We start from the raw sequence: 20,632 nt of genomic DNA, 5'->3' as shown, positions 1-20,632 counted from the left end.
AACGTCACACAACCGATCACAGCGCGGCCGTGCGGCTACGCTGGACGCAAACCGTCTCAACGAAGGAGTCCTCCGTGCCCGAGAACCACGCAACGGCCAACATCGGAGTCGTCGGTCTGGCTGTGATGGGGTCGAACCTGGCCCGCAACCTCGCCTCGCGCGAGGGCAACACCGTCGCCGTCTACAACCGGACCTACGCACGCACGGAGGAACTGGTGAAGGCCCACCCGGAGGCCGGCTTCGTCGCCGCGTCCGACATCGACGACTTCGTGGCCTCGCTGGCGAAGCCGCGCACCGCGATCATCATGGTCCAGGCCGGCAAGGGCACCGACGCCGTGATCGAGCAGCTCGCCGAGCGCTTCGAGCCGGGCGACATCATCGTGGACGGCGGCAACGCCAACTTCCTCGACACGATCGAGCGCGAGAAGCGTGTCTCGGCATCCGGCATCCACTTCGTCGGCACCGGCATCTCCGGCGGCGAGGAGGGCGCGCTCAAGGGCCCGTCGATCATGCCGGGCGGCACCGAGGAGTCGTACAAGACCCTCGGCCCGATCCTGGCCTCCATCGCCGCGGTCGCCGAGGGCGAGCCCTGCGTGACCCACGTCGGCACCGACGGCGCAGGCCACTTCGTGAAGATGATCCACAACGGCATCGAGTACGCCGACATGCAGCTCATCGCCGAGGCCTACGACCTGCTCCGCACGGTCGGCGGCCTCGAGCCGGCCGCGATCGCAGACGTGTTCACCGAGTGGAACAAGGGCTACCTGGAGTCGTACCTGATCGAGATCACCGCCGAGGTGCTGCGCCACGTGGACGCGGAGACCGGCAAGCCGTTCGTGGACATCGTCCTCGACCAGGCCGGCTCGAAGGGCACCGGCGTCTGGACCGTGCAGAACGCGCTCGACCTGGGCATCCCGGTCGGCGGCATCGCGGAGGCCGTCTTCGCCCGCGCCGTGTCGTCCAAGCCGGCGCAGCGTGCGGCCGTGCAGGCGACCGTGACGTCGCGTCCCGAGGTGCAGAAGGCCGCCGATGTCGCCGCGTTCGCCGACGACGTCTCGAAGGCGCTCTACGCCTCCAAGGTCGTCGCCTACGCCCAGGGCTTCGACGCGATCGTCGCGGGTGCCGAGAAGTACGGCTGGGACATCCACAAGGACAAGATCGCCAAGATCTGGCGCGGCGGCTGCATCATCCGCGCCCAGTTCCTCAACCGCATCGCCGACGCCTACGACGAGAACCCGGACATCGCGACCCTGCTGGAGGCGCCGTACTTCGCCGACGCCGTCCGCGAGGGCGAGGCCGCCTGGCGCCGCATCGTCGCCACCGCCGCCCTCTCGGGTGTGCCGGTCCCCGGCTTCGGCTCGGCGCTGTCGTACTACGACTCGCTGGCGTCCAAGCGCCTCCCCGCCGCGCTCGTGCAGGGCCAGCGCGACTTCTTCGGCGCGCACACCTACAAGCGCGTCGACAAGGAGGGCACCTTCCACACGCTGTGGTCGGGCGACCGCACCGAGATCGAGACCGAGGGCTCCTCGCACTAGCCCGCCGACCGCGCTCAGGAAGTGCTCCGAATCATCACGATTCGGAGCACTTTTCTGTACTCGGCGGCTGCGGCGATGCAGACTCGTAGGCGTGACGTTCGAGGACCACCCGGAGCTGACGGAGTACGACCCGTCGGACCGTCCGCTGCGCGGGCGGAGGCGGACCATCGCTGCGCGCGTGTTCGTGGTCGTGGCCCTCACGGCGCTGCTGCTGCCCGGGATCATGCTGACGATCAGCATCCAGACCGACACCGCGAACTACACCTGCCAGGTCTACGCCCGGCACTACCAGCCCGACTCGGTGGGCTCGTCCGCCCGCTTCGAGCTGTTCGCGCCGGCGGGCCCCGGATGGCAGTGCTACGCGCTGAACACGGAGGGCGACCCGACGTTCGTCGCGCCGCTGGGGCTCATCCCCTCAGCGCCGCACAGCCTCCCGTAAAGGATCGTCCGCGGGGTCAGGCGGCGCCGTCGAACATGGAGGTCACCGAGCCGTCGGTGAAGACCTCGCGGATCGCGTTCGCCAGCAGCGGCGCGATCGACAGCACGGTGAGACCGTCCCAGCGCTTGTGCGCCGGCAGCGGGAGCGTGTCGGTGACGACGACCGAGTCGATGGCCTCCGACTGCAGCAGCTCGACGGCCGGGTCGCTGAACACGGCGTGCGTCGCGGCCACGACGACGCCGATCGCGCCGGCGGCCTTCAGCGCCTCCGCGGCCTTCACGATCGTGCGGCCGGTGTCGATCAGGTCGTCGACCAGGAGGCAGACGCGGCCGTTCACCTCGCCGACGATCTCGTGCACCGAGACCTGGTTGGGCACCAGCGGGTCGCGGCGCTTGTGGATGATCGCCAGCGGCGCGCCGAGCTTGTCGCTCCAGATGTCGGCGACGCGCACCCGGCCCATGTCGGGCGAGACGACGGTCAGCGTCGAGGGGTCGAGCTCGCGCTGCATGTGCTCCAGGAGCACCGGCATGGCGAAGAGGTGGTCGACCGGGCCGTCGAAGAAGCCCTGGATCTGCGCGGCGTGCAGGTCGACCGACATGATGCGGTCGGCGCCGGCGGCCTTGAACAGGTCGGCGACCAGGCGGGCCGAGATCGGCTCGCGGCCGCGGCCCTTCTTGTCCTGCCGCGCGTACGGGTAGAACGGCGCGACGACGGTGATGCGCTTGGCGGAGGCACGCTTGAGGGCGTCCACCATGATGAGCTGCTCCATGAGCCACTCGTTGATCGGGGAGGTGTGCGACTGGATCACGAACGCGTCCGACCCGCGCACGCTCTCGTCGAACCGGGCGTAGATCTCACCGTTCGCGAAGGTGCGGGAGTCGGTGGGCACCAGCTCGCTGCCGAGGTGCTCGGCGATCTGCTCGGCGAGCGCGGGATGGGCCCGCCCCGAGATCAGAACGAGTCGTTTCTGGCCGGTGGCAGTGATCCCTGACACTTACTCTCCGCTCTCTTGCGCCGCCCCGCTCTGTTCGGCGGCGCGCGCGGCTTCGGTGCCCGGCCGCTTCTCGGCGACCCAGCCTTCGATGTTGCGCTGCGGCGCGACGGTGATGGCGAGCGCCCCAGGTGGAACGTCCTTCCGGACGACCGTTCCCGCCCCGGTGTACGCTCCGTCACCCATCCTAACGGGCGCGACGAGCACCGTGTTCGTGCTGATCCGCACGTGCGAGCCGATGACGGTGCGGTGCTTGTTCACCCCGTCGTAGTTGGCGGTGATGACGCCCGCGCCGAGGTTGCCCTTCTCGCCCACCTCGGCGTCGCCGACGTAGTTGAAGTGGGCGAGCTTGGTGCCGGCGCCGATGACCGCGTTCTTGGTCTCGGAGAACGTGCCGATCTTGCCGTTCGCGCCGAGGACGGTGCCGGGGCGCAGGTAGGAGAACGGGCCGACCGTCGCGCCGTCGCCGATCACGGCGAGGGTCGCGTCGGTGCGCTTGACGGTCGCGCCGGCGCCGACCTCGGTGTCGACCAGCGTGGTGTCCGGGCCGATCTCTGCGCCGGTGCGCACGACGGTCGCCCCGCGGAGCTGGGTGCCGGGGAGGATCGTGACATCGGGCTCGAGGACGACCTTCACGTCGATCCAGGTGGTCGCCGGGTCCTGCACGGTGACGCCGGCGAGCTGCCAGGTGCGCACGACGAGCGCGTTCAGCCGGGCCGCGGCCTCGCTGAGCTGGGCGCGGTCGTTGATGCCCTCCACGAGCCACGACTCGGACACCGGGAGGGCGTCGACGTCGAAGCCGGCCTCCCGCAGCAGCCCGATGACGTCGGTGAGGTACTTCTCGCCCTGGGCGTTGTCGGTGGTCACGTTGGCGAGCATGTCGCGCAGCGCCGCGGCGCCGAAGACGTAGATGCCGGCGTTGATCTCGCCGATCGCGCGCTCGGCCTCGGTGGCGTCCTTGTGCTCCACGATGCGGTCGAGGTGGCCCTCCGGGGTGCGCACGATGCGGCCGTAGCCGGTGGCGTCGGCCGGGAACGACGACAGGATGGTGGCGGCGGCCCCGCCCGCGCGGTGCGCCGCGACCAGCTCGCGCAGCGTCGCCGCGTCGAGCAGCGGCACGTCGCCGTTGACCACGAGCACGTCGCCCGCGAAGCCCTCCGGGAGCGCCGCGACGGCCTGCTCGACCGCGCGGCCGGTCCCCGGCACCTCGTCCTGGTCGACGATGACCGCCTCCGGCAGGTCCGCCTCGATCACCTCGGCGAGCCGGTCGCGCTCGTGCCGCACGACCGCGATCACGCGGGCCGCGTCCAGCTCGCGGGCGGTCGCCAGCACGTGGCCGACGATCGGAATGCCGCCGAGCGGGTGCAGCAGCTTGGGGGTGGCGGACTTCATCCGGGTGCCCTGGCCCGCCGCGAGGACGACGATGGCGAGATTCTGATCGGTCATGATGCTCCCGGCAGGTTGGCGACGGAGGTCGGGTCGGAGACGGAGTCGGGTCGGAGACGTCGCTCCGCCTCCAGGACTCGAACCTAGACCTAACAGCTCCAAAGGCTGTCGTGCTGCCATTACACCAAGGCGGACCGCGCAACGCGCACACACAGTCTGCCAGACCCGGCCGGTGCTGCCGCCGAGCGCAGGCCGCAGCCCAATAGCATGGAGGGATGGCGGAGGCACAGGACCCGGGAGTCCGCACCGGCGCGCGCGACGAGGTCGACCGCATCGTCGGCGCCTGGCTGCGCGAGCGCCCCGACCTCGACTTCGCACCACTGCAGGTGCTCTCCCGCGTCGACCGGCTCTCCCGGCACCTCGACCGCGCCCGCCGCGGCGCGTTCGAGCGCTCCGACCTGGATTCGTGGGAGTTCGACGTGCTCTCGGCGCTGCGCCGGGCCGGGTCGCCGTTCCAGCTCAGCCCCAAGTCGCTCCTCCAGCAGACCCTGGTGTCGTCGGGCACGATGACCAACCGCATCGACCGCCTCGTCGCCCGCGGCCTGGTGGAGCGCCGCACCGACCCGAACGACGGCCGCGGCATCCTCGTGCAGATGACAACCCAGGGACTGGCCCGCGTGGACGCGGCGATCACCCGCCTGGTGGACGCGGAGGCCGACCTGCTGGAGGCCCTCTCCCCCGTGGAGCAGGAGCGGCTGGCCGCCCTGCTGCGCAAGCTCAGCCTCGGGTTCGACGCCGGGGCGTGACCGCCCGCGATCCCGGCGCAGGCTTCGCACCCTCTCAGGTGTCTGTTATCCCGCTCTCATAAACTCGTCGGCGATGAGACTTTCCCTGAAGCGCCTCCCCTCGCGAGTGAAGCGCGCCGCACGCTTCGAGATCCACGCGCACTGGCGTCGGCAGCCGCTCGTCCTCGGCTCCGTGTTCTACGAGTCGTTCTCGGGCAACGGGATGCTCGACAACCCGGAGGCGCTGTTCCGTCAGCTCCTGGCCGCGCCCGACCTGAAGCACCTCACCCACGTCTGGGCACTGTCCGACCTCCACCGGTACCGCGCGGCGGTCGAGGAGTTCGCCGACGACCCCCGCGTCAGCTTCGTCCGCTACGGGTCGGCCGCCTACTACCGCGCGCTCGCGACCAGCCAGTACCTGGTCAACAACGCGACCTTCCCGTACGACTTCTCCAAGCGGCCGGGGCAGGTCTACCTCAACACCTGGCACGGCACCCCGCTGAAGCGGATGGGCTACGACATCGACGGCGGAGCGCTCGCGACGGCGAACATCGTGCGCAACTTCGTCCAGGCCGACTACCTGCTGGCGGCCAACGAGTTCATGACCGACCAGATGTACCGCACCGGGTACAAGCTCGACGGCATCTACCGCGGCAGCATCATCGAGGAGGGCTACCCGCGCCTCGACCGGCAGTTCCTGGACGAGGCCCAGCGCGAGGAGGTGCGCCGCCGGCTGATCGCGTCCGGCATCCCGCTCGGCGACCGCAAGGTCATCCTGTACGCGCCGACCTGGAAGGGGCAGGTCTTCGGCCGCCCGGAGGACGACCTCGACGCCCTGCTCGCCCACATCGCCCAGGTGGAGGAGCGCATCGACACCAGCCGGTACGCCGTGCTGGTGAAGACGCACCAGAGCGTGCACGCGCTGGCCGCCGACCGGCCGGAGCTGGCGCGAATGCTCGTCCCCAACGAGATCCCGACCAACCTCGTGCTCGGCGCCACCGACATCCTGGTGTCCGACTACTCGAGCATCTTCTTCGACTTCCTCCGCACCGGGCGGCCGATCCTGTTCTTCACCCCCGACCTCGCCGACTACGCCGGCACCCGCGGCCTCTACTTCGAGCCGGAGGAGTGGCCCGGTCCGGTGCTGATGTCGGCGGCCGAGCTCGGCGACGCCCTCGCGGCGGTGGCCGAGGATGGCGACCGGGTGCCCGCCGACTCGCGGGAGAAGTACCTGGCGATGCAGCGCCGGTTCACCCCGTACGACGACGGCTCGGCCGCCGAGCGCGTCGTCGACATCGTGTTCCGCGGCGTGCGCGAGGGCTACCGGCTGCGCACCTCGCTGGACGACGACGGCCGCGAGAAGATCCTGCTGTACCTCGGCGGGATGCGCCCGAACGGGATCACGACCTCCGCGCTCAACCTGCTCAACAACCTCGACCACGACCGCTTCGACGTGTCCGCGTTCTTCGCCCAGAGCGGCTCGCAGGCGGCGATCGGCAAGCAGCAGCAGATCCACCCGGCGGTCCGCCAGTTCCCGCGCGTCGGCGGGATGAACGGCGCGAAGCTGCGGCACCTGGCCCGACACCTGGAGTTCCGCCGCGGCCGCACCGCGCAGCACGCCGAGACCGCGGCCCAGAACCAGCTCTGGGACGACGAGTGGTACCGCTGCTTCGGCGACAGCCGCTTCGACTACGTGGTCGACTTCTCCGGCTACGGGCCGTTCTGGGCGATCCTGCTGCTGCACTCACCCGACGCGCAGCGCGCGATCTGGCTGCACAACGACCTGGCCTCCGACGCGCACCGCGAGGTCAACGGCGAGAAGCGGATGCTGCACTCGCTCACCCAGCTCTTCACCCTGTACGCGCAGTATGACCACCTGGTGTCGGTCTCCCCCACCCTGTCGGAGGTGAACCGCCGGTCCCTGGCGGAATTCGCTCCGCCGGAGAAGTTCCTTTCGGCCCTGAACACCGTGGACGCCGAGCACATCCTGAAGAACGCGCAGGACGACCTCCGCCGGGTGGCCTTCGACGAGGAGGCCGGCAGCGTCCCCGACTGGGCGGAGGCGCTCCTCGCGCCCGCTGACGGCGTCACCACATTCGTCACGGTGGGACGGCTGTCGCCGGAGAAGAACCAGGAACGGCTCATCCGCGCGTTCGCGCAGGTGCACGCCGACAACCCGAAGACCCGGCTGGTCATCGTCGGCGCCGGCCCGCTGCAGGAGCACCTGGAGGGTGTCATCGCCCGGCTCGGCCTGCAGGGCTCGGTGTACCTGACCGGCATGCAGCGCAACCCGCACGCGATCATGGCCAAGGCGGACTGTTTCGTGCTGTCGAGCGACTACGAGGGCCAGCCGATGGTCATCCTGGAGGCGCTCGTCCTGGACCTCCCGATCGTGACGGTGGAGTTCGCGTCGGCGAAGAACGCCCTCCCCGCGGGCAGCGGCCTGGTCGTCCCGCAGTCGGTCGATGGCGTCGCGGACGGCATGCGTGCGTTCCTGCGCGGCGAGGTGCCGGCCAGCGTGTTCGACTGGGCGGCGTACAACCGCAAGGCCGTCGGCGAGTTCTACCGGGCGATCGGGGCGGAGCCGGTCGTGGCGGCGGCGCCCGAGGTGCAGGCGGCTGCGGCCTCGGCTGTGCCGCTGGACGCGCCGGGGCCGGCGGGTTCGGGTGCTCACCCGCCCGCGTCGGATGCGCCCGCTCGCGTGTCGGATGCCACGTCGGGCCCCGATGCGTCGCCGACCGAGGCCGCGCCCGCGGAGGCTGTGGCGTCGGAGGCCGCAGCCGAGTAGCCGCTCAGGCCCGCGCGACGATCCCCGCCGCGTCCACCCCGGGCGGCAGCTCCCCGTAGAGCGACCCGCGGTCCGCTCCGAGCCGGGCCGCGACGAACGCGTCAGCGACGGCCGGCGGCGCGTGCCGGATGAGCAGCGACGCCTGCAGCGCCACCGCCAGCGCGGCGACCAGGCTGCGCGCCGAGGACTCGTACGCCGCTGCGTCCGCCTCCGACGCGTCCGCCTCCGCCGCGTCCGCCTCCGCCACCGCGCGGCGCAGCCGGTCGTGGTGCGCGTCGTACGCGGCGTGCACGCCCCGGGCCGCGGCGAGCTCGGCGTCGAACGCCGCCACGCTGGCCGGCTCGCGGCGGAGGGCGCGCAGCACGTCCAGCGCGATGACGTTGCCGGAGCCCTCCCAGATCGCCATCACCGGCTGCTCCCGGTAGCGCCGGGCCAGCGGGAACGCCTCGGTGTAGCCGTTGCCGCCCAGGCACTCCATCGCCTCGTAGGCGTGGCCGGGCCCGCGCTTGCAGACCCAGTACTTGCTCACCGCGGTGGCCAGCCGGCGGAACGCGACCTCGCCCTCCGTGGCGTCGTCGTCGTGCGCGCGGGCCAGCCGGAGCGCCACCGCCGTCGCCGCCTCCGACTCCAGCGCCAGATCGGCGAGCACCGCCGTCATCGCGGGCTGCTCGACCAGCCGACGGCCGAACGCCGCGCGATGCCGGGCGTGCCACGCCGCCTCCGCGACCGCCTGCCGCATCCCCGCCGCGCTGCCGAGCACGCAGTCCAGCCGGGTGCGGTTCACCATCTCCAGGATGGTGCGCACCCCGCGACCCTCCTCGCCCAGGAGGTAGCCGACCGTGTCGGCGAACTCGACCTCGCTGGAGGCGTTGGACCGGTTGCCGAGCTTGTTCTTCAGCCGCTGGATGAGGAAGACGTTGCGCGCGCCGTCCTCCAGCACCCGCGGCACGACGAAGCAGCTCAGCCCGCCGGCGGTCTGCGCGAGCACGAGGAACGCGTCCGACATCGGCGCCGAGCAGAACCACTTGTGGCCGGTCAGCAGCCAGCGCCCGTCGCCGTCGGCGAGCGCGCGCGTGGTGTTGGCGCGGACGTCCGAGCCGCCCTGCTTCTCGGTCATCGCCATCCCGAACAGCGCCGAGGTCTTGCTCTGCCCGAGCCGCCCGTCGTAGTCGCGCGACAGCAGCCGCGGCACCCACTCGGCCGCGAGCTCCGGGGAGGCGGCGAGCGCCGCAACGGCCGCGTGCGACATGGAGATCGGGCAGGCGTGCCCCGGCTCCACCTGCGCGAACAGCATGAACGTCGCGGCGCGCGCGACGTTCGCCCCCGCGCGCGGCTCGGCCCAGGCGGAGGTGTGCGCCCCCGCGGCGACGGCCTGCCGGATCACCCGGTGGTAGCTCTCGTCGTAGTCGACCTCGTCGATGCGCGCACCCCACCGGTCGAAGGCCCGAAGCTGCGGCTCGCGCACGTTCGCCCGCTCAGCGTCGGCCTGGAATCCGGCCGACCCGACCAGCCGCCCGACCGCGCCGAGGTCGGAGACAGCCCAGTCGGCGTCGTAACGCTCGACGGCCTCCCGCAGCGGAAGGTTCGCAGCGAACTCGTCCAGGTCGACGCGCGGGGGCGCCTGGTTGAGGACGGGGTCGGCGTGCTGAGTCACAACGGTGTGCGTCGGCATGGGGGGAGTCTAATCCGGGGTGGGGTGGCGTGGGCTGGTCGCTCGGTGGAGGGCCGGTGAGATCGGGACTCCCTCAGAGCATCCATTCGACGATGGCGCGCGCGAGTCCGTCGTCGCCGCGGACCCAGGAGAAGTGGGGATCCTTCCCGCCGAGCGGCCGCGGTCGGCGGAGGGCGGTCGCGCGCGCGCGTGGCATCTTCTTCCGCAACTCGTGGATGGCGCCTTCCGGAGCGAGCGTGTCCCCATCCACGCCGACCAGGAGGAGCGGCTGCTCCCAACGGTGCAGGTCGTCGTCGTACTCCCGTCCCGTGTCGCCCGAACGATAGCGGCCGGTGCGCACCAGGTACGCCCAATCGAGAAGAAGCCGACGAGGCTGGCGCCCGCCGAAGCCCACCCGGTCGCCCGGCCAATACCCGAGGACGATGGTCATGGCCGCGAAACACGGCGCAAGGAGCCGATTGCGGAGTCCGCGCCACGACGGGAAACCGCGATGGTGCGCTGATCCGGCGGCGATGAGAACCAGACCCTCGACCGGCAGCGCATTGTGCGCGGCGCTGACCGCGGAGAGCTGGCCGCCGAGACTGTGCCCCATCAGCCACACCGGATGACCGGGCCAGCGCGACCGTGCCTCGGCCACGATCGCCGGGATGTCGACCTCGACGATTTCGCGGAACCCGGAGTCGGAGCCGCGTCCCCGAACGTCGTGACCTCGAAGATCGTGGGCGACGACGATCGCACCAAGACCGCGCAGCCGGTCGAACAGCGGACGGTAGTACGACCAGCCGACGCCCATCGCCGGATGGAACACGATCACCGGGGTCCCGGGATTCACGACATCGGGAATCGCAGCATGGCCCGAGGTGTGGGAGTGAGGTGTTGCGGTGGAGATGTCGAGGAGCCCTTTCCCTTTCCGGTCGCTCCACTCTATGTGCCCCGATCCGCGTCAGGGGCTTGTCCCGATTACGCTGAACCGGGTGCGCATCCCCACCACCCTCACCACCGACCGGCTCGCCCTGCGCCCGTGGCGCGACGACGACGCCGCCTTCGCCTTCGACCTCTACTCCCGGTGGGAGGTCGCGCGGTTCCTCGGCCGCACCCCCACGGTCATGACCGAGCCGGTGGAGGCCGAGCGTCGCATCGCGCGCTTACGGGCGCTCGAAGACGACCTGCGCGTGTTCCGCGTAGTGGAGCTCGCGGATGGGACGCCGGTCGGCACGGTGATGCTGCAGCCCATCCCGGCCTCCGGACCCGAACCGCTGCGGCCGTCCGGCGACACCGAGATCGGCTGGCACTTCCACCCGGGGCACTGGGGGCACGGCTACGCGGCGGAGGCGGCGCGCGCCCTCCTCGTGGCGGCGCTCGCGGACCTCCCGCGGGTGGTCGCGGTAACCTACCCCGACAACGCCGCGTCGCAGCGCGTCTGCGAGCGGATCGGGATGCGGCGGATCGGCTCCAGCGACGCGTACTACAACGTGCCGATGGAGCTGTTCGAGGCGTTGCGCTCCTAGCCCTCGAGCTGCTCCGAGAGCTCCAACCAGCGGGTCTCCTGGTCGGCGATCTCGCCCTCCAGGGCGCGCAACTCCTCGGTGAGGCGACCGAGGCCGACGTAGTCGCTCTGGTCGTGGCGGGCGATGGACTCGTGGTGGGCGGCGACCTGGGCGGCCAGCTTCGCCAGGCGGCGGTCGATGGAGGTCAGCTCCTTCTCGGCCGTGCGCAGCGCCGCACCCGACAGGGCCGGGGTCGCCGGGCCGGGGGCCGTAGCCGCCACCGACGTACCGGCCGGCGCCGCGCTCCGCTCCCGCCGCAACCGCAGGTATTCGTCCACCCCGCCCGGCAGGTGCCGGAACGCCCCGTCTAGCACCGCATACTGCTGGTCGGTCACCCGCTCCACGAGATACCGGTCGTGCGACACCACCAGCAGCGTGCCGGGCCAGCCGTCGAGGAGGTCCTCCATCGCGGCCAGCATGTCGGTGTCGAGGTCGTTGGTCGGCTCGTCCAGGATGAGCACGTTCGGCTCGTCCAGCAGGATCAGCAGGAGCTGGAGGCGGCGCTTCTGGCCGCCGGAGAGGTCCTTGACCGGCGTGGAGAGCTGCGCGTTGGTGAAACCGAGCCGCTCCAGCATCTGGCCGGGCGAGACCTCCTTGCCGCCGGCCAGATACGTCGTGCGCTTGTCGGCGACGACGGCGCTCACCCGGAGGTCGAGCACGTCCTCCAGCTCGTCGAGCTGCTGGGTGAGGGTCGCGATCTTGACGGTCTTGCCGCGCTTGACCCGGCCGGCGGTCGGCTGGACGGTGCCGGCGACGAGACCCAGCAGCGTGGACTTGCCCGCGCCGTTGACGCCGAGGATGCCGGTGCGCTCGCCGGGGGCGATCCGCCATTCGACATCGCGCAGCACGGTCTTCGGCGGGAACTCGACGGTAACGTCGATGAGGTCGACCACGTCCTTGCCGAGCCGGGAGGTGGCGAGCTTGGTCAGCTCGACGGTGTCGCGCGGCGCCGGCTCGTCGGCGATGAGGGTCGCGGCGGCGTCCATCCGGAACTTCGGCTTGGAGGTGCGCGCGGGAGCGCCGCGCCGCAGCCAGGCGAGCTCCTTGCGCATCAGGTTCTGCCGTTTGGTCTCGGCGACCGCCGACATCCGGTCGCGTTCGACGCGCTGCAGGATGTAGGCCGCGTAGCCGCCCTCGAACGGTTCCACGATGCCGTCGTGGACCTCCCAGGTCGCGGTCGACACCTCGTCCAGGAACCAGCGGTCGTGCGTCACGACCACGAGCGCGCCCGAACCGGACGGCCAGCGCCGCTTCAGGTGGGCGGCGAGCCAGGCGACGCCCTCGATGTCGAGGTGGTTGGTCGGCTCGTCGAGGAAGACGATGTCGTGGTCGTGCACGAGGAGGGCGGCGAGCGCCACGCGCCGGCGCTGGCCTCCCGAGAGCTCGCCGATCGTGGCGTCCCACGGCACGTCGGCGACCAGCCCGGCCAGGACGTCCCGCACCTTCGGGTCGCCCGCCCAGGTGTGCTCGTCGCGGTCTCCGACGATGGCGCGGCCGACAGTGAGCGCGTCGGGCAGCTCGTCGCGCTGGTCGAGCATCCCGACCGTGACGTCGCGGCGCCGGGTGACGCGGCCGGAGTCGGGTTCGAGCCGGCCGGCGAGCAGCGCGAGGAGGGTGGACTTGCCGTCGCCGTTGCGGCCGACGACGCCGATGCGGTCGCCTTCGGAGACGCCGAGGGTCACCGAGTCGAGGACGACCCGCGTCGGGTATTCGAGGTGCAGCGATTCGGCGCCGAGGAGATGAGCCATACGGTCCCCCAGCCTACCGTCGCGGGCGGTGCGGCCCCTGCGGGATGACGCCAGCTCCCCCACCTTGGGGGAAACCGACCGGATGCCCCGGTGTGCGATGATCGGGAAACCGGACCGCGCGTCTCCCGACCCGTGCGGTCGATGGGGGCTGACCGTGACCGACGCTCTGGCGACCGTACGCCCACTCTTCGGGCGCGACCGGGCCCGCGAGACCATCCTCCTGGTCGCCCACCGCGCGATCGACCGCGGGGGCGCCGTGCTCGTCACCGGGGAGGCGGGGCTCGGCAAGACCTCCCTGCTGGCCGACATCGCCGAGCGGCTGGGCGACTGGACCGTCCTGCGGGTGAGCGCCGACTCGTTCGAATCCGACCTCGCCTACGCGACGGTCGAGACCCTCGTGCGCGCGCTGACCGCGCTGCGCGGCGCGGACGGCGGGGCCCGCTCGCCCATCCGCTCGCCCGCTCCGGAGGACGACGCCCTCACGGTCGGGAGGCTGCTGCTCGACGCGATCGACGGCCTGGCGGGCCCGGTGTGCCTCATCGTCGACGACGCGCAGTGGGTGGACGAGCCCTCGGCGCGCGCGCTGCGGTTCGTGGTGCGGCGGCTGTCCGAGCGCGGCTTCCTGTTCACCGCGGCCTCGCGCCCGCAGCCGAACAGTCTCACCACCCTGTTCGACGACCTCGCCGCGACCTCCGTCAACCACGCCCGAATCGCGCTCACCCCGCTGACCGTCCCCGACACGCAGGAGCTCGCCGAGCACCTCCTCGGCCACGCCATCTCGCGCCGCACGGCGACCCGCCTCACCGAGGCGACCCAGGGCTCCCCGCTGCTGCTGAGCGTGCTGCTGGGCCGCCTCCGCGACACCTTCGAGCAGGCGCTGCACCCCGCGGGCTGGGACCTCCCCGACACCGCGATCCTGCCGCTCGCGTCCGCCGTCTCGGCTGCGCTGGAGGGCGCCGACCCGTCCGTCCGCACCGCCGCCGAGTTCGTGGCCGTGCTGCGCGACCCGCTGCCCGCGCCCGTCGTCGGCAGCATCGCCGCCCGGCTCGACGCCACGCTCGACCTTCCCGGCGCCGTGACCCGCGGGCTTGTCCTCGGCCGCGCCCGCGACGGCGTGCTCTGGGTGGAGCCGGCGCACGCGCTGCTCGCCGACGCGCTCGCCGCCGAGTTGAGCGTGGAGCGCCGGGTCGCCATCCACCGGGTCGCCGCCGAGGTGCTCGACGGGCACCGCGCGCTCCGCCACCGGGTGGAGGCCGCCGACACCGCCGACCCGCTGCTGGTCGACGAGCTGCTCGCCGCCGCACGGGCCGCCGCCGACCAGGGTCACGCCGAGCAGGCGATGAGCTACGCGCGCTCGGCTGTGCACCTGGCCACCGACGGCGAGCGGGAGCGCGCGCTGATCGAGCTGGGGCTGGTCGCGATGCGGTTCCGGCTGCACGAGCAGATCCTGGAACTGCGCCCCGCGATCGAGGCCCTGGCGCCGTCGCCCGCACGCGACGCCGTGCTGCTGGAGCTGCGCACCCTCTCCCGCGACGTTCCGGGCGCCCTGGAGCTCGCGCTGAAGCTGGAGGCCGCGCCCGCGGTCACCCCCGACGAGCGGGCCATCCGCACCCACGTCGCCGAGGCCATCCCGAAGGTGCTGATGGCGATGGGCGACTTCGCCGGCGTCCTCGACCACCTGGAGACCGCCCGCGCGCACATCGCGGAGTGCCCGCGCCCGGAGGAGGTCGCCGACCCGGCGCTCCGCTGGCTGGCGGAGCCCGACGAGCACCTGGTCCGGCTGCTCGGCTGGGCGCTCAACTCGGCCGCGCACGCGCGCCGACCCGACCTGTTCGAGCCGCTCACCGCCGAGCTGGACGAGCTGCTCGCGCAGCACGAGTCGCCGGCGGCCGTGGACGCGCTGGTGGCACGATCCCGGGTGTTCATCCTCGGCGGCGACGTCGAGCGCGCCCGCGCCGACCTGGCCCGCGCCAACGAGCTCGTCCGCCGTTTCCCGTCGAGCTGGACCGCCGGTTTCGTCCGCACCATCTACGCGCACATCCTCTTCCTCGTCGGCGAGTGGGAGGAGTCCGTCACGCTCGCCGACACGGCCGTGGCGCTCGCCCTGGACGAGACCGACCTGTCCTGCTGGCCGATCGCCCTGTGGACCTCCGCCCTGGTGCGCGCCGGCCGCGGCGAGGCCGACTCGGTGGGCGAGCGGCTGCGCTCGGCCGCGCGCGCCGACCCGCGGTTCACCGGCTCCTACGACGGCGACCTGCCGTTCCTCGCCCGGGCCGAGCTCGCCCGCGCGCTCGGCCGGCCGGAGGAGCAGCTCCAGGCGACACTCGACGCGGAGGCCGCCGCGACGCGCGCCTCCACCCTCGGCTGGCTCAGCTACCGCGTCGACGCGCTCGCGACACTCGGCCGTGCGGCCGAGGCGCGCGCCGCGTACGAGCGCTGCACGGCTCCCGGCCTCTGGCGTCCCTACTACGGCTCGCTGCGCTGGCTCGAAGGCCGGGTGCTGGAGGCCGAGGGCAGAATCGCGGACGCGATGACCGCCTACCGGGAGGCGGCACAGGAGCCCCGCTTCGCCTTCGCCCAGGCGGTCGCGGCGCTGGACGCCGGCCGCCTGCTCGCCACGGACGGCGCCGGCGGGCCGCGCGACGCGGAGGCCCTCCTCGAGGCCGCCGCCACGACCTTCCGCCGCCTCGGCGCCGCCGGTTACCTCGCCCGGACCGTGCAGCACCTCGACGCACTGCGCTCGGCCGAGTGCGCCGCGGCCGACGGCGAGCGCGTGGAGGACCCCCTCGCGTCGCTCACGACGCGCGAGCGGCAGGTGGCCCACGCCCTGGCCGCTGGCATGACCAACAAGGAGATCGCGGAGCGGCTGTACGTCTCCGTGACGACCGTCAACTTCCACGTGCGCAACATCCTCGCCAAGCTCGGGATGCGCTCCCGCCGGGAGCTGCGCTCGCTCGCGCTCCCCCGCCGCCGGCCCGTCAGAAGCGACCGACCCGTCAAGAGTTGACGGTTTTCCTGTCCCCCACTAGGAGGACACGCCGCACCGTAGCTAACGTGGTGATCACCCGGGATGCCCGACCCGCACCCGCACGGAAACGACTTGCGAATCTGACGAATCGTCTCAACCCGACGTGCGCTGCGGATCGGGCGTCCTCGGGCTCAGGCGTCCGCCCGCACGCACGCCTGGCGCACCTCACCAGCGCCGAGTGCACCGGGAGCGCCGGGATGTGGCCCGACACGGCCCGGTTCCCGGGGCACTCGGCGGGCAGCCCTCGCGGCGCCTCAGTCGCCGACGACGCGCGCCCCGTGCACCGGCCCGGTCGCCCGCACCGCGCGGATCCGGGAGGCGCTGAGCGCGATCTGCAGGTCGAGCGCGTTGTCGAGGTCCGCCGTCAGGAACGCCACGGTCGGACCGGAGCCCGACACGATGCCCGCGAGCGCGCCGTTCAGCTCGCCCAGCTCCAGCACCTCCGCGATGCTCGGGGCCAGGTGGATGGCCGGCGCCTGGAGGTCGTTCGTGAGCGCCTCGGCCAGCATCGCGGGGTCGCCCGCGCGCAGGGCGTGCAGGATCGCCGCGTCCACGCTCGGGCTGCGCTCGGCCGGCGCGATCTCGCCGATGTGCCGCTGGCGGTGCCGGTCGAGCTCGCTGTAGACGGCGGGCGTGCTGAGCTCGCCCTCCGGCAGCGCCAGCACCCACTGGAACTGCCCGGTCGCCAGCGCCGGGCTGAGCCGGTCGCCGCGGCCGGTGCCGATCGCGGTGCCGCCGATCAGCGCGAACGGCACGTCCGCACCGAGCCGGGCGGCCAGCGCGAGCAGCTCTTCGCGGCCGAGCTCGGTGCCCCACAGCGCGTCGCAGGCGACCAAGGTCGCCGCGGCGTCGGCCGAGCCTCCGCCCATACCGCCCGCGATGGGGACGCGCTTGTCGATCTCCAGCCGGACGCCGCCGGTGTGGCCGGTCTTCTTGGCCAGCAGCTTGGCGGCCTTGATGGCCAGGTTCGTGCCGTCGGTCGGGAGGGCGCTCGTGTCGACGCTGCCCGTGAAGCTGACCGAGAAGTCGTCGGCCCGGTACGCCCGGACGTCCTCGTAGAGCGAGACGGCCTGGTAGGCGGTCGCGACGTCGTGGTAGCCGTCGTCGCGGACGGCGCCGACGCGCATGAACACGTTGATCTTGCCCGGCGCACGCACATGCACAGCATCCACGTCCCACCCCGTACCAGCCTCGACCATGCCTCAAACCTACACACCGCGGGGCCGCCGCGAGGACCACCCGATCAGGCGCAGGCGGCGAGTCTCACGAAGTCGTCGAGCTGGAGCTGCTCGCCCCGCAGCGACGGGCTGATCCCGGCGGCCTCCAGCGCGGTCGCGGCGGAGGTGGGGTCGCCGAAGACGACGGACAGCGCCTGCCGGAGAGTCTTCCTGCGCTGCTGGAAGGCGGCGTCGACCAGCGCGAACGTGCGGCGGCGGAGGGCCTCGTCGCCGCGCGGCTCATCGCGGCGTTCGAAGGCGACGAGCACCGAGTCCACGTTGGGCACCGGCCAGAAGATCTGCCGGCTGACGTTGCCCGCCGTGCGCCAGTCGCCGTACCACGCGGCCTTCACGCTGGGGGCGCCGTAGACCTTGGAGCCGGGGCCGGCCGCGATGCGGTGACCGACCTCCGCCTGCACCATCACCACGCCGGAGCGGAGGGTCGGGAAGGTCTCCAGGAAGTGCAGCAGCACCGGCACCGAGACGTTGTACGGGAGGTTGGCGACCAGCCTCGTCGGCTGCTCGGGCAGCTCCGTCACCGTGAGCGCGTCCTGGTGGACGACGGTCAGCCGCTCCGCCGCGGACGGCGCGAGCTGGCCGACCGTGACCGGGAGCTGCGCGGCGAGCCTGCGGTCGATCTCGACGGCGACGACACGCGCCCCGGTCTCCAGGAGGCCGAGCGTGAGGGAGCCGAGACCGGGTCCGACTTCCACCACCACGTCACCCGCCGCCACCTCCGCGACCCGCACGATGCGGCGCACGGTGTTGCCGTCGATCACGAAGTTCTGACCGAGCTTCTTGGTCGGGGTGACGTCGAGCAGCTCCGCGAGGTCGCGGATCTCGGCCGGCCCGAGCAGGCGCAGCTCGCTCACGCGATCGTCCCGATCGGGCCCGACGGCGGCGGCCCGACGGGCTCGCTGTCCCAGCGGCCGTAGACCAGCTCGGTGTTGGAGTTGACCTGCGCCGCGAGCGTGGAGGCATCGGTGCCGAGGTACTCGGCCATCGCCCGGAGGGTGTGCGGGATGAGGTACGGCGCGTTCGGCCGGCCGCGGAACGGCGCCGGGGTGAGGAACGGCGCGTCGGTCTCGACCATGATCAGGTGGCGCGGCGCGGACTGGAGCGCGGCCCGCAGGTTCGGCGCGTTCTTGAACGTGACGTTGCCCGCGAACGACATGTACCAGCCGTTGTCCGCGCAGATCTCCGCCAGCTCGACGTCGCCGGAGAAGCAGTGGAAGACCGTCCGCTCGGGAGCGCCGACGCGCTTCAGCGTCGCGACGACGGCGGCGTGCGCGTCCCGGTCGTGGATCTGCAGCGCGATCCCGTTCTGCTTCGCGATCTCGATGTGCGCCTCGAAGGAGGCGAACTGCGCGTCGCGCCGCGGCCCGGCCTCGGTGCGGAAGAAGTCGAGCCCGGTCTCCCCCACGGCCCGCACCCGGGGCCGCCCGGCCAGCTCGGCGATCACCGCGAGGGCGTCTTCCAGCTCGCCGCGCTCGGCGTAGTCCGGTGCGTCGTTGGGGTGGAGGGCGACGGCGGCCAGCATCCGCGGCTCGATCGCCGCCATCTGGGCCGACCAGCGCGAGGTCTCCACGTCGTTGCCGACCTGGACCACCCCGCGCACGCCCACGCTGGACGCCCGGTCGAGCTGCTCGCGGTAGTCGAGCGGGTCGTGCCCGTCGGCAATCTCCAGGTGGGTGTGGTTGTCGTAGACAGGGACGACGAGCGCCTCCGGCAGCGGCGGGTACGCGAGGTCGCGACCGTCGGTGACGTGTCGCTGCCGGATGAACGCGGGGTCGGTCATGCCCCCTGCACCACGTCCGCCTCGATGCGCGGGAACAGCGCCTCGAGCCCGTTCACCTCGGTGCCCGCCGGGAGCTGCCCCCAGTCGCCGGCCTTCCGGAGCGGCTGCGCGTCCAGCGGACCGAGCTCCGCGGTCACGCCGAGCGCCGTCCACAGCTTCGCCGTCGCCTTCGGGACGACCGGGGAGAGCAGCACGGCGAGCGCGCGCAGCCCCTCGGCCGCCGTGTAGAGCACGGTCTGCAGGCGCTCGCGCTTGGCGTCGTCCTTCGCCAGCGACCACGGCTCCTGGATCGTGATGTAGCCGTTGAGCTCGTCCACGATCGTCCACACCGCGGCGAGCGCGTCGTGGATGGCGAGCGTGCTCATCGCGGCGTCCGCGTCGGCCGTGGCCTTCGCGACGACCTGCTGCACGTGGAGGTCGGCCTCCTCGTACGCACCGGCCGGCGGCACGACGCCCTCGAAGTAGCGGGTGACCATCGCGATCACGCGCGACGCCAGGTTGCCGAAACCGTTGGCCAGCTCCGCCTGGTAGCGCGCGGCGAGGTCCTCCCAGCTGAACGAGCCGTCCTGGCCGAAGTTGATCGCGCGCAGGAAGTAGTAGCGGAACGCGTCGGAGCCGAACGTGTCGGTGATCTGCGTCGGCGCGATGCCGGTCAGCTTGGACTTGGACATCTTCTCGCCGCCGACCAGCAGCCAGCCGTGCCCGAACACCCGGTGAGGCACCTCGAGCCCGGCGGCCATCAGCATGGCGGGCCAGATCACGGCGTGGAAGCGCAGGATGTCCTTGCCGACCAGGTGCGTCGCCGGCCAGCGCCGCTCGAAGGTCTCCTCGTCCTGCCCGTAACCGACCGCGGTCACATAGTTGAGCAGCGCGTCGAACCAGACATAGACGACGTGCGACTCGTCCCACGGCACCTTGATGCCCCAGTCAAAGCTGGACCGCGAGATGGACAGGTCGCTGAGCCCTTGACGCACGAAGGAGACGACCTCGTTGCGCGCCGACTCCGGCTGCACGAACTCCGGCCGCTCCTCGTAGAGCGCCAGCAGCCGGTCGGCGAAGTCGCTCATCCGGAAGAAGTAGTTCTTCTCCTGCAGCAGCTCCAGCGGCTTGGAGTGGATGGCGCAGACCTTCTGCCCCTCGTACTCCCCCGTGCCGTCGACGATCTCGCTCTGCGGCTTGAACTCCTCGCAGCCGACGCAGTACAGCGCCTCGTACTCACCCGCGTAGATGAAGCCGTCGTCGTACAGCTTCTGCAGGAACTTCTGCACGTTCTTCTCGTGCCGCTCGTCGGTGGTGCGGATGAAGTCGTCGTTGGCGATGTCGATGGTCTTCAGCAGCGGCAGCCACTCATTCGTCACCAGCCGGTCGGCCCACTCCTTCGGGGTGGTGCCGTTGGCGGTCGCGGTGCGCAGGATCTTCTGCCCGTGCTCGTCGGTGCCGGTCAGCAGCCAGGTGTCGTCCCCGGCCTGACGGTGCCAGCGCGCGAGCACGTCCGCGGCGACCTCCGTATAGGCGTGCCCGATGTGCGGGACGTCGTTGACGTAGAAGATCGGCGTGGTGATGTAGAACGCGGAGCCGTCGGACATGGTGACTATCCTACGGGCGCGCGCGGGGGTGGACGGGCGTGTTACCGACGGTCGGAGGCCGGCGCGGCGGCCGCAGAGTCGACGCCACGTTCGCGCTCGGTGAGGACTCTCC

The 20,632-nt window shown here is 72.1% G+C and carries 15 protein-coding genes and 1 tRNA gene; 6 read left to right on the top strand and 10 right to left on the bottom strand.

Translation table 11 applies throughout. The features are described 5' to 3' along the window. The first annotated feature begins 74 nt into the window (after positions 1-74). A complete protein-coding gene (gene gndA, locus ABIA36_RS12180; RefSeq protein ID WP_369962658.1) occupies positions 75-1,535 on the top strand; it encodes an NADP-dependent phosphogluconate dehydrogenase in 1,461 nt (486 codons plus the stop codon). A 91-nt stretch (positions 1,536-1,626) separates the two neighbouring features. Continuing rightward, on the top strand, positions 1,627-1,974 hold the full coding sequence (locus ABIA36_RS12175; protein WP_369962657.1) for a hypothetical protein: 348 nt from the start codon (positions 1,627-1,629) through the stop codon (positions 1,972-1,974). A gap of 16 nt (positions 1,975-1,990) precedes the next feature. Here the strand turns inward: ABIA36_RS12175 and ABIA36_RS12170 are convergent, their stop codons facing one another. From ABIA36_RS12170 to ABIA36_RS12160, 3 genes are all read right to left on the bottom strand, one after another. Further along, positions 1,991-2,968 (bottom strand): ribose-phosphate diphosphokinase, encoded by a 978-nt coding sequence (locus ABIA36_RS12170; protein ID WP_369962656.1) that lies wholly within the window; start codon positions 2,966-2,968, stop codon positions 1,991-1,993. Beyond that, positions 2,969-4,411, bottom strand: a complete 1,443-nt coding sequence (gene glmU / locus ABIA36_RS12165; RefSeq protein ID WP_369962655.1) for a bifunctional UDP-N-acetylglucosamine diphosphorylase/glucosamine-1-phosphate N-acetyltransferase GlmU — start codon at positions 4,409-4,411, stop codon at positions 2,969-2,971. A gap of 62 nt (positions 4,412-4,473) precedes the next feature. Next, positions 4,474-4,545, bottom strand: a tRNA-Gln gene (locus tag ABIA36_RS12160). 81 nt (positions 4,546-4,626) lie between these two features. Here ABIA36_RS12160 and ABIA36_RS12155 point away from each other — a divergent pair. Then, on the top strand, positions 4,627-5,157 hold the full coding sequence (locus ABIA36_RS12155; RefSeq protein WP_369962654.1) for a MarR family winged helix-turn-helix transcriptional regulator: 531 nt from the start codon (positions 4,627-4,629) through the stop codon (positions 5,155-5,157). A gap of 73 nt (positions 5,158-5,230) precedes the next feature. Beyond that, entirely contained in the window at positions 5,231-7,924 is a 2,694-nt protein-coding gene (locus ABIA36_RS12150) for a CDP-glycerol glycerophosphotransferase family protein (RefSeq protein ID WP_369962653.1), read from the top strand. Positions 7,925-7,928: 4 nt separating this feature from the next. Here ABIA36_RS12150 and ABIA36_RS12145 read toward each other — a convergent pair whose 3' ends face one another. Further along, positions 7,929-9,596 (bottom strand): acyl-CoA dehydrogenase family protein, encoded by a 1,668-nt coding sequence (locus ABIA36_RS12145; protein ID WP_369962652.1) that lies wholly within the window; start codon positions 9,594-9,596, stop codon positions 7,929-7,931. A 73-nt stretch (positions 9,597-9,669) separates the two neighbouring features. Next, complete coding sequence (locus ABIA36_RS12140; RefSeq protein ID WP_369963743.1) at positions 9,670-10,404, bottom strand: alpha/beta fold hydrolase; 735 nt, start codon at positions 10,402-10,404, stop codon at positions 9,670-9,672. A 166-nt stretch (positions 10,405-10,570) separates the two neighbouring features. On the opposite strand from ABIA36_RS12140, the gene ABIA36_RS12135 reads away from it, so the two are divergent. Continuing rightward, a complete protein-coding gene (locus tag ABIA36_RS12135) occupies positions 10,571-11,104 on the top strand; it encodes a GNAT family N-acetyltransferase (protein ID WP_369962651.1) in 534 nt (177 codons plus the stop codon). Here ABIA36_RS12135 and ABIA36_RS12130 read toward each other — a convergent pair. Further along, on the bottom strand, positions 11,101-12,891 hold the full coding sequence (locus ABIA36_RS12130) for an ABC-F family ATP-binding cassette domain-containing protein (RefSeq protein ID WP_369962650.1): 1,791 nt from the start codon (positions 12,889-12,891) through the stop codon (positions 11,101-11,103). The genes ABIA36_RS12135 and ABIA36_RS12130 overlap by 4 nt on opposite strands. A 154-nt stretch (positions 12,892-13,045) precedes the next feature. On the opposite strand from ABIA36_RS12130, the gene ABIA36_RS12125 reads away from it, so the two are divergent. After that, positions 13,046-15,898 (top strand): LuxR C-terminal-related transcriptional regulator, encoded by a 2,853-nt coding sequence (locus ABIA36_RS12125; RefSeq protein WP_369962648.1) that lies wholly within the window; start codon positions 13,046-13,048, stop codon positions 15,896-15,898. Between the two features lie 275 nt (positions 15,899-16,173). On the opposite strand, the gene ABIA36_RS12120 is transcribed toward ABIA36_RS12125, so the two are convergent. Genes ABIA36_RS12120 through metG form a run of 4 tightly spaced genes read right to left on the bottom strand, consistent with a single transcriptional unit; the run spans position 16,174 to position 20,520 of the window. Then, positions 16,174-17,118 (bottom strand): 4-(cytidine 5'-diphospho)-2-C-methyl-D-erythritol kinase, encoded by a 945-nt coding sequence (locus ABIA36_RS12120; RefSeq protein WP_369962647.1) that lies wholly within the window; start codon positions 17,116-17,118, stop codon positions 16,174-16,176. Between the two features lie 44 nt (positions 17,119-17,162). Beyond that, a complete protein-coding gene (gene rsmA, locus ABIA36_RS12115; RefSeq protein WP_369962646.1) occupies positions 17,163-18,008 on the bottom strand; it encodes a 16S rRNA (adenine(1518)-N(6)/adenine(1519)-N(6))-dimethyltransferase RsmA in 846 nt (281 codons plus the stop codon). Beyond that, positions 18,005-18,934: a TatD family hydrolase gene (locus ABIA36_RS12110; protein ID WP_369962645.1), complete on the bottom strand. Its 930-nt coding sequence runs from the start codon at positions 18,932-18,934 to the stop codon at positions 18,005-18,007. The genes rsmA and ABIA36_RS12110 overlap by 4 nt, the downstream gene beginning before the upstream one ends. Further along, positions 18,931-20,520 carry a methionine--tRNA ligase gene (gene metG, locus ABIA36_RS12105; protein WP_369962644.1) on the bottom strand — a complete coding sequence of 530 codons (1,590 nt, stop codon included), beginning with the start codon at positions 20,518-20,520 and terminating at the stop codon, positions 18,931-18,933. Before metG ends, ABIA36_RS12110 begins: the two co-directional genes overlap by 4 nt. Positions 20,521-20,632 lie beyond the last annotated feature (112 nt).

It is taken from the genome of Leifsonia sp. EB34, from assembly GCF_041260585.1.
Taxonomy (GTDB): domain Bacteria; phylum Actinomycetota; class Actinomycetes; order Actinomycetales; family Microbacteriaceae; genus Leifsonia.
The sequence above is the reverse complement of the archived record's forward strand: the minus strand, read 5'-3'. Positions and strand labels throughout refer to the sequence as shown.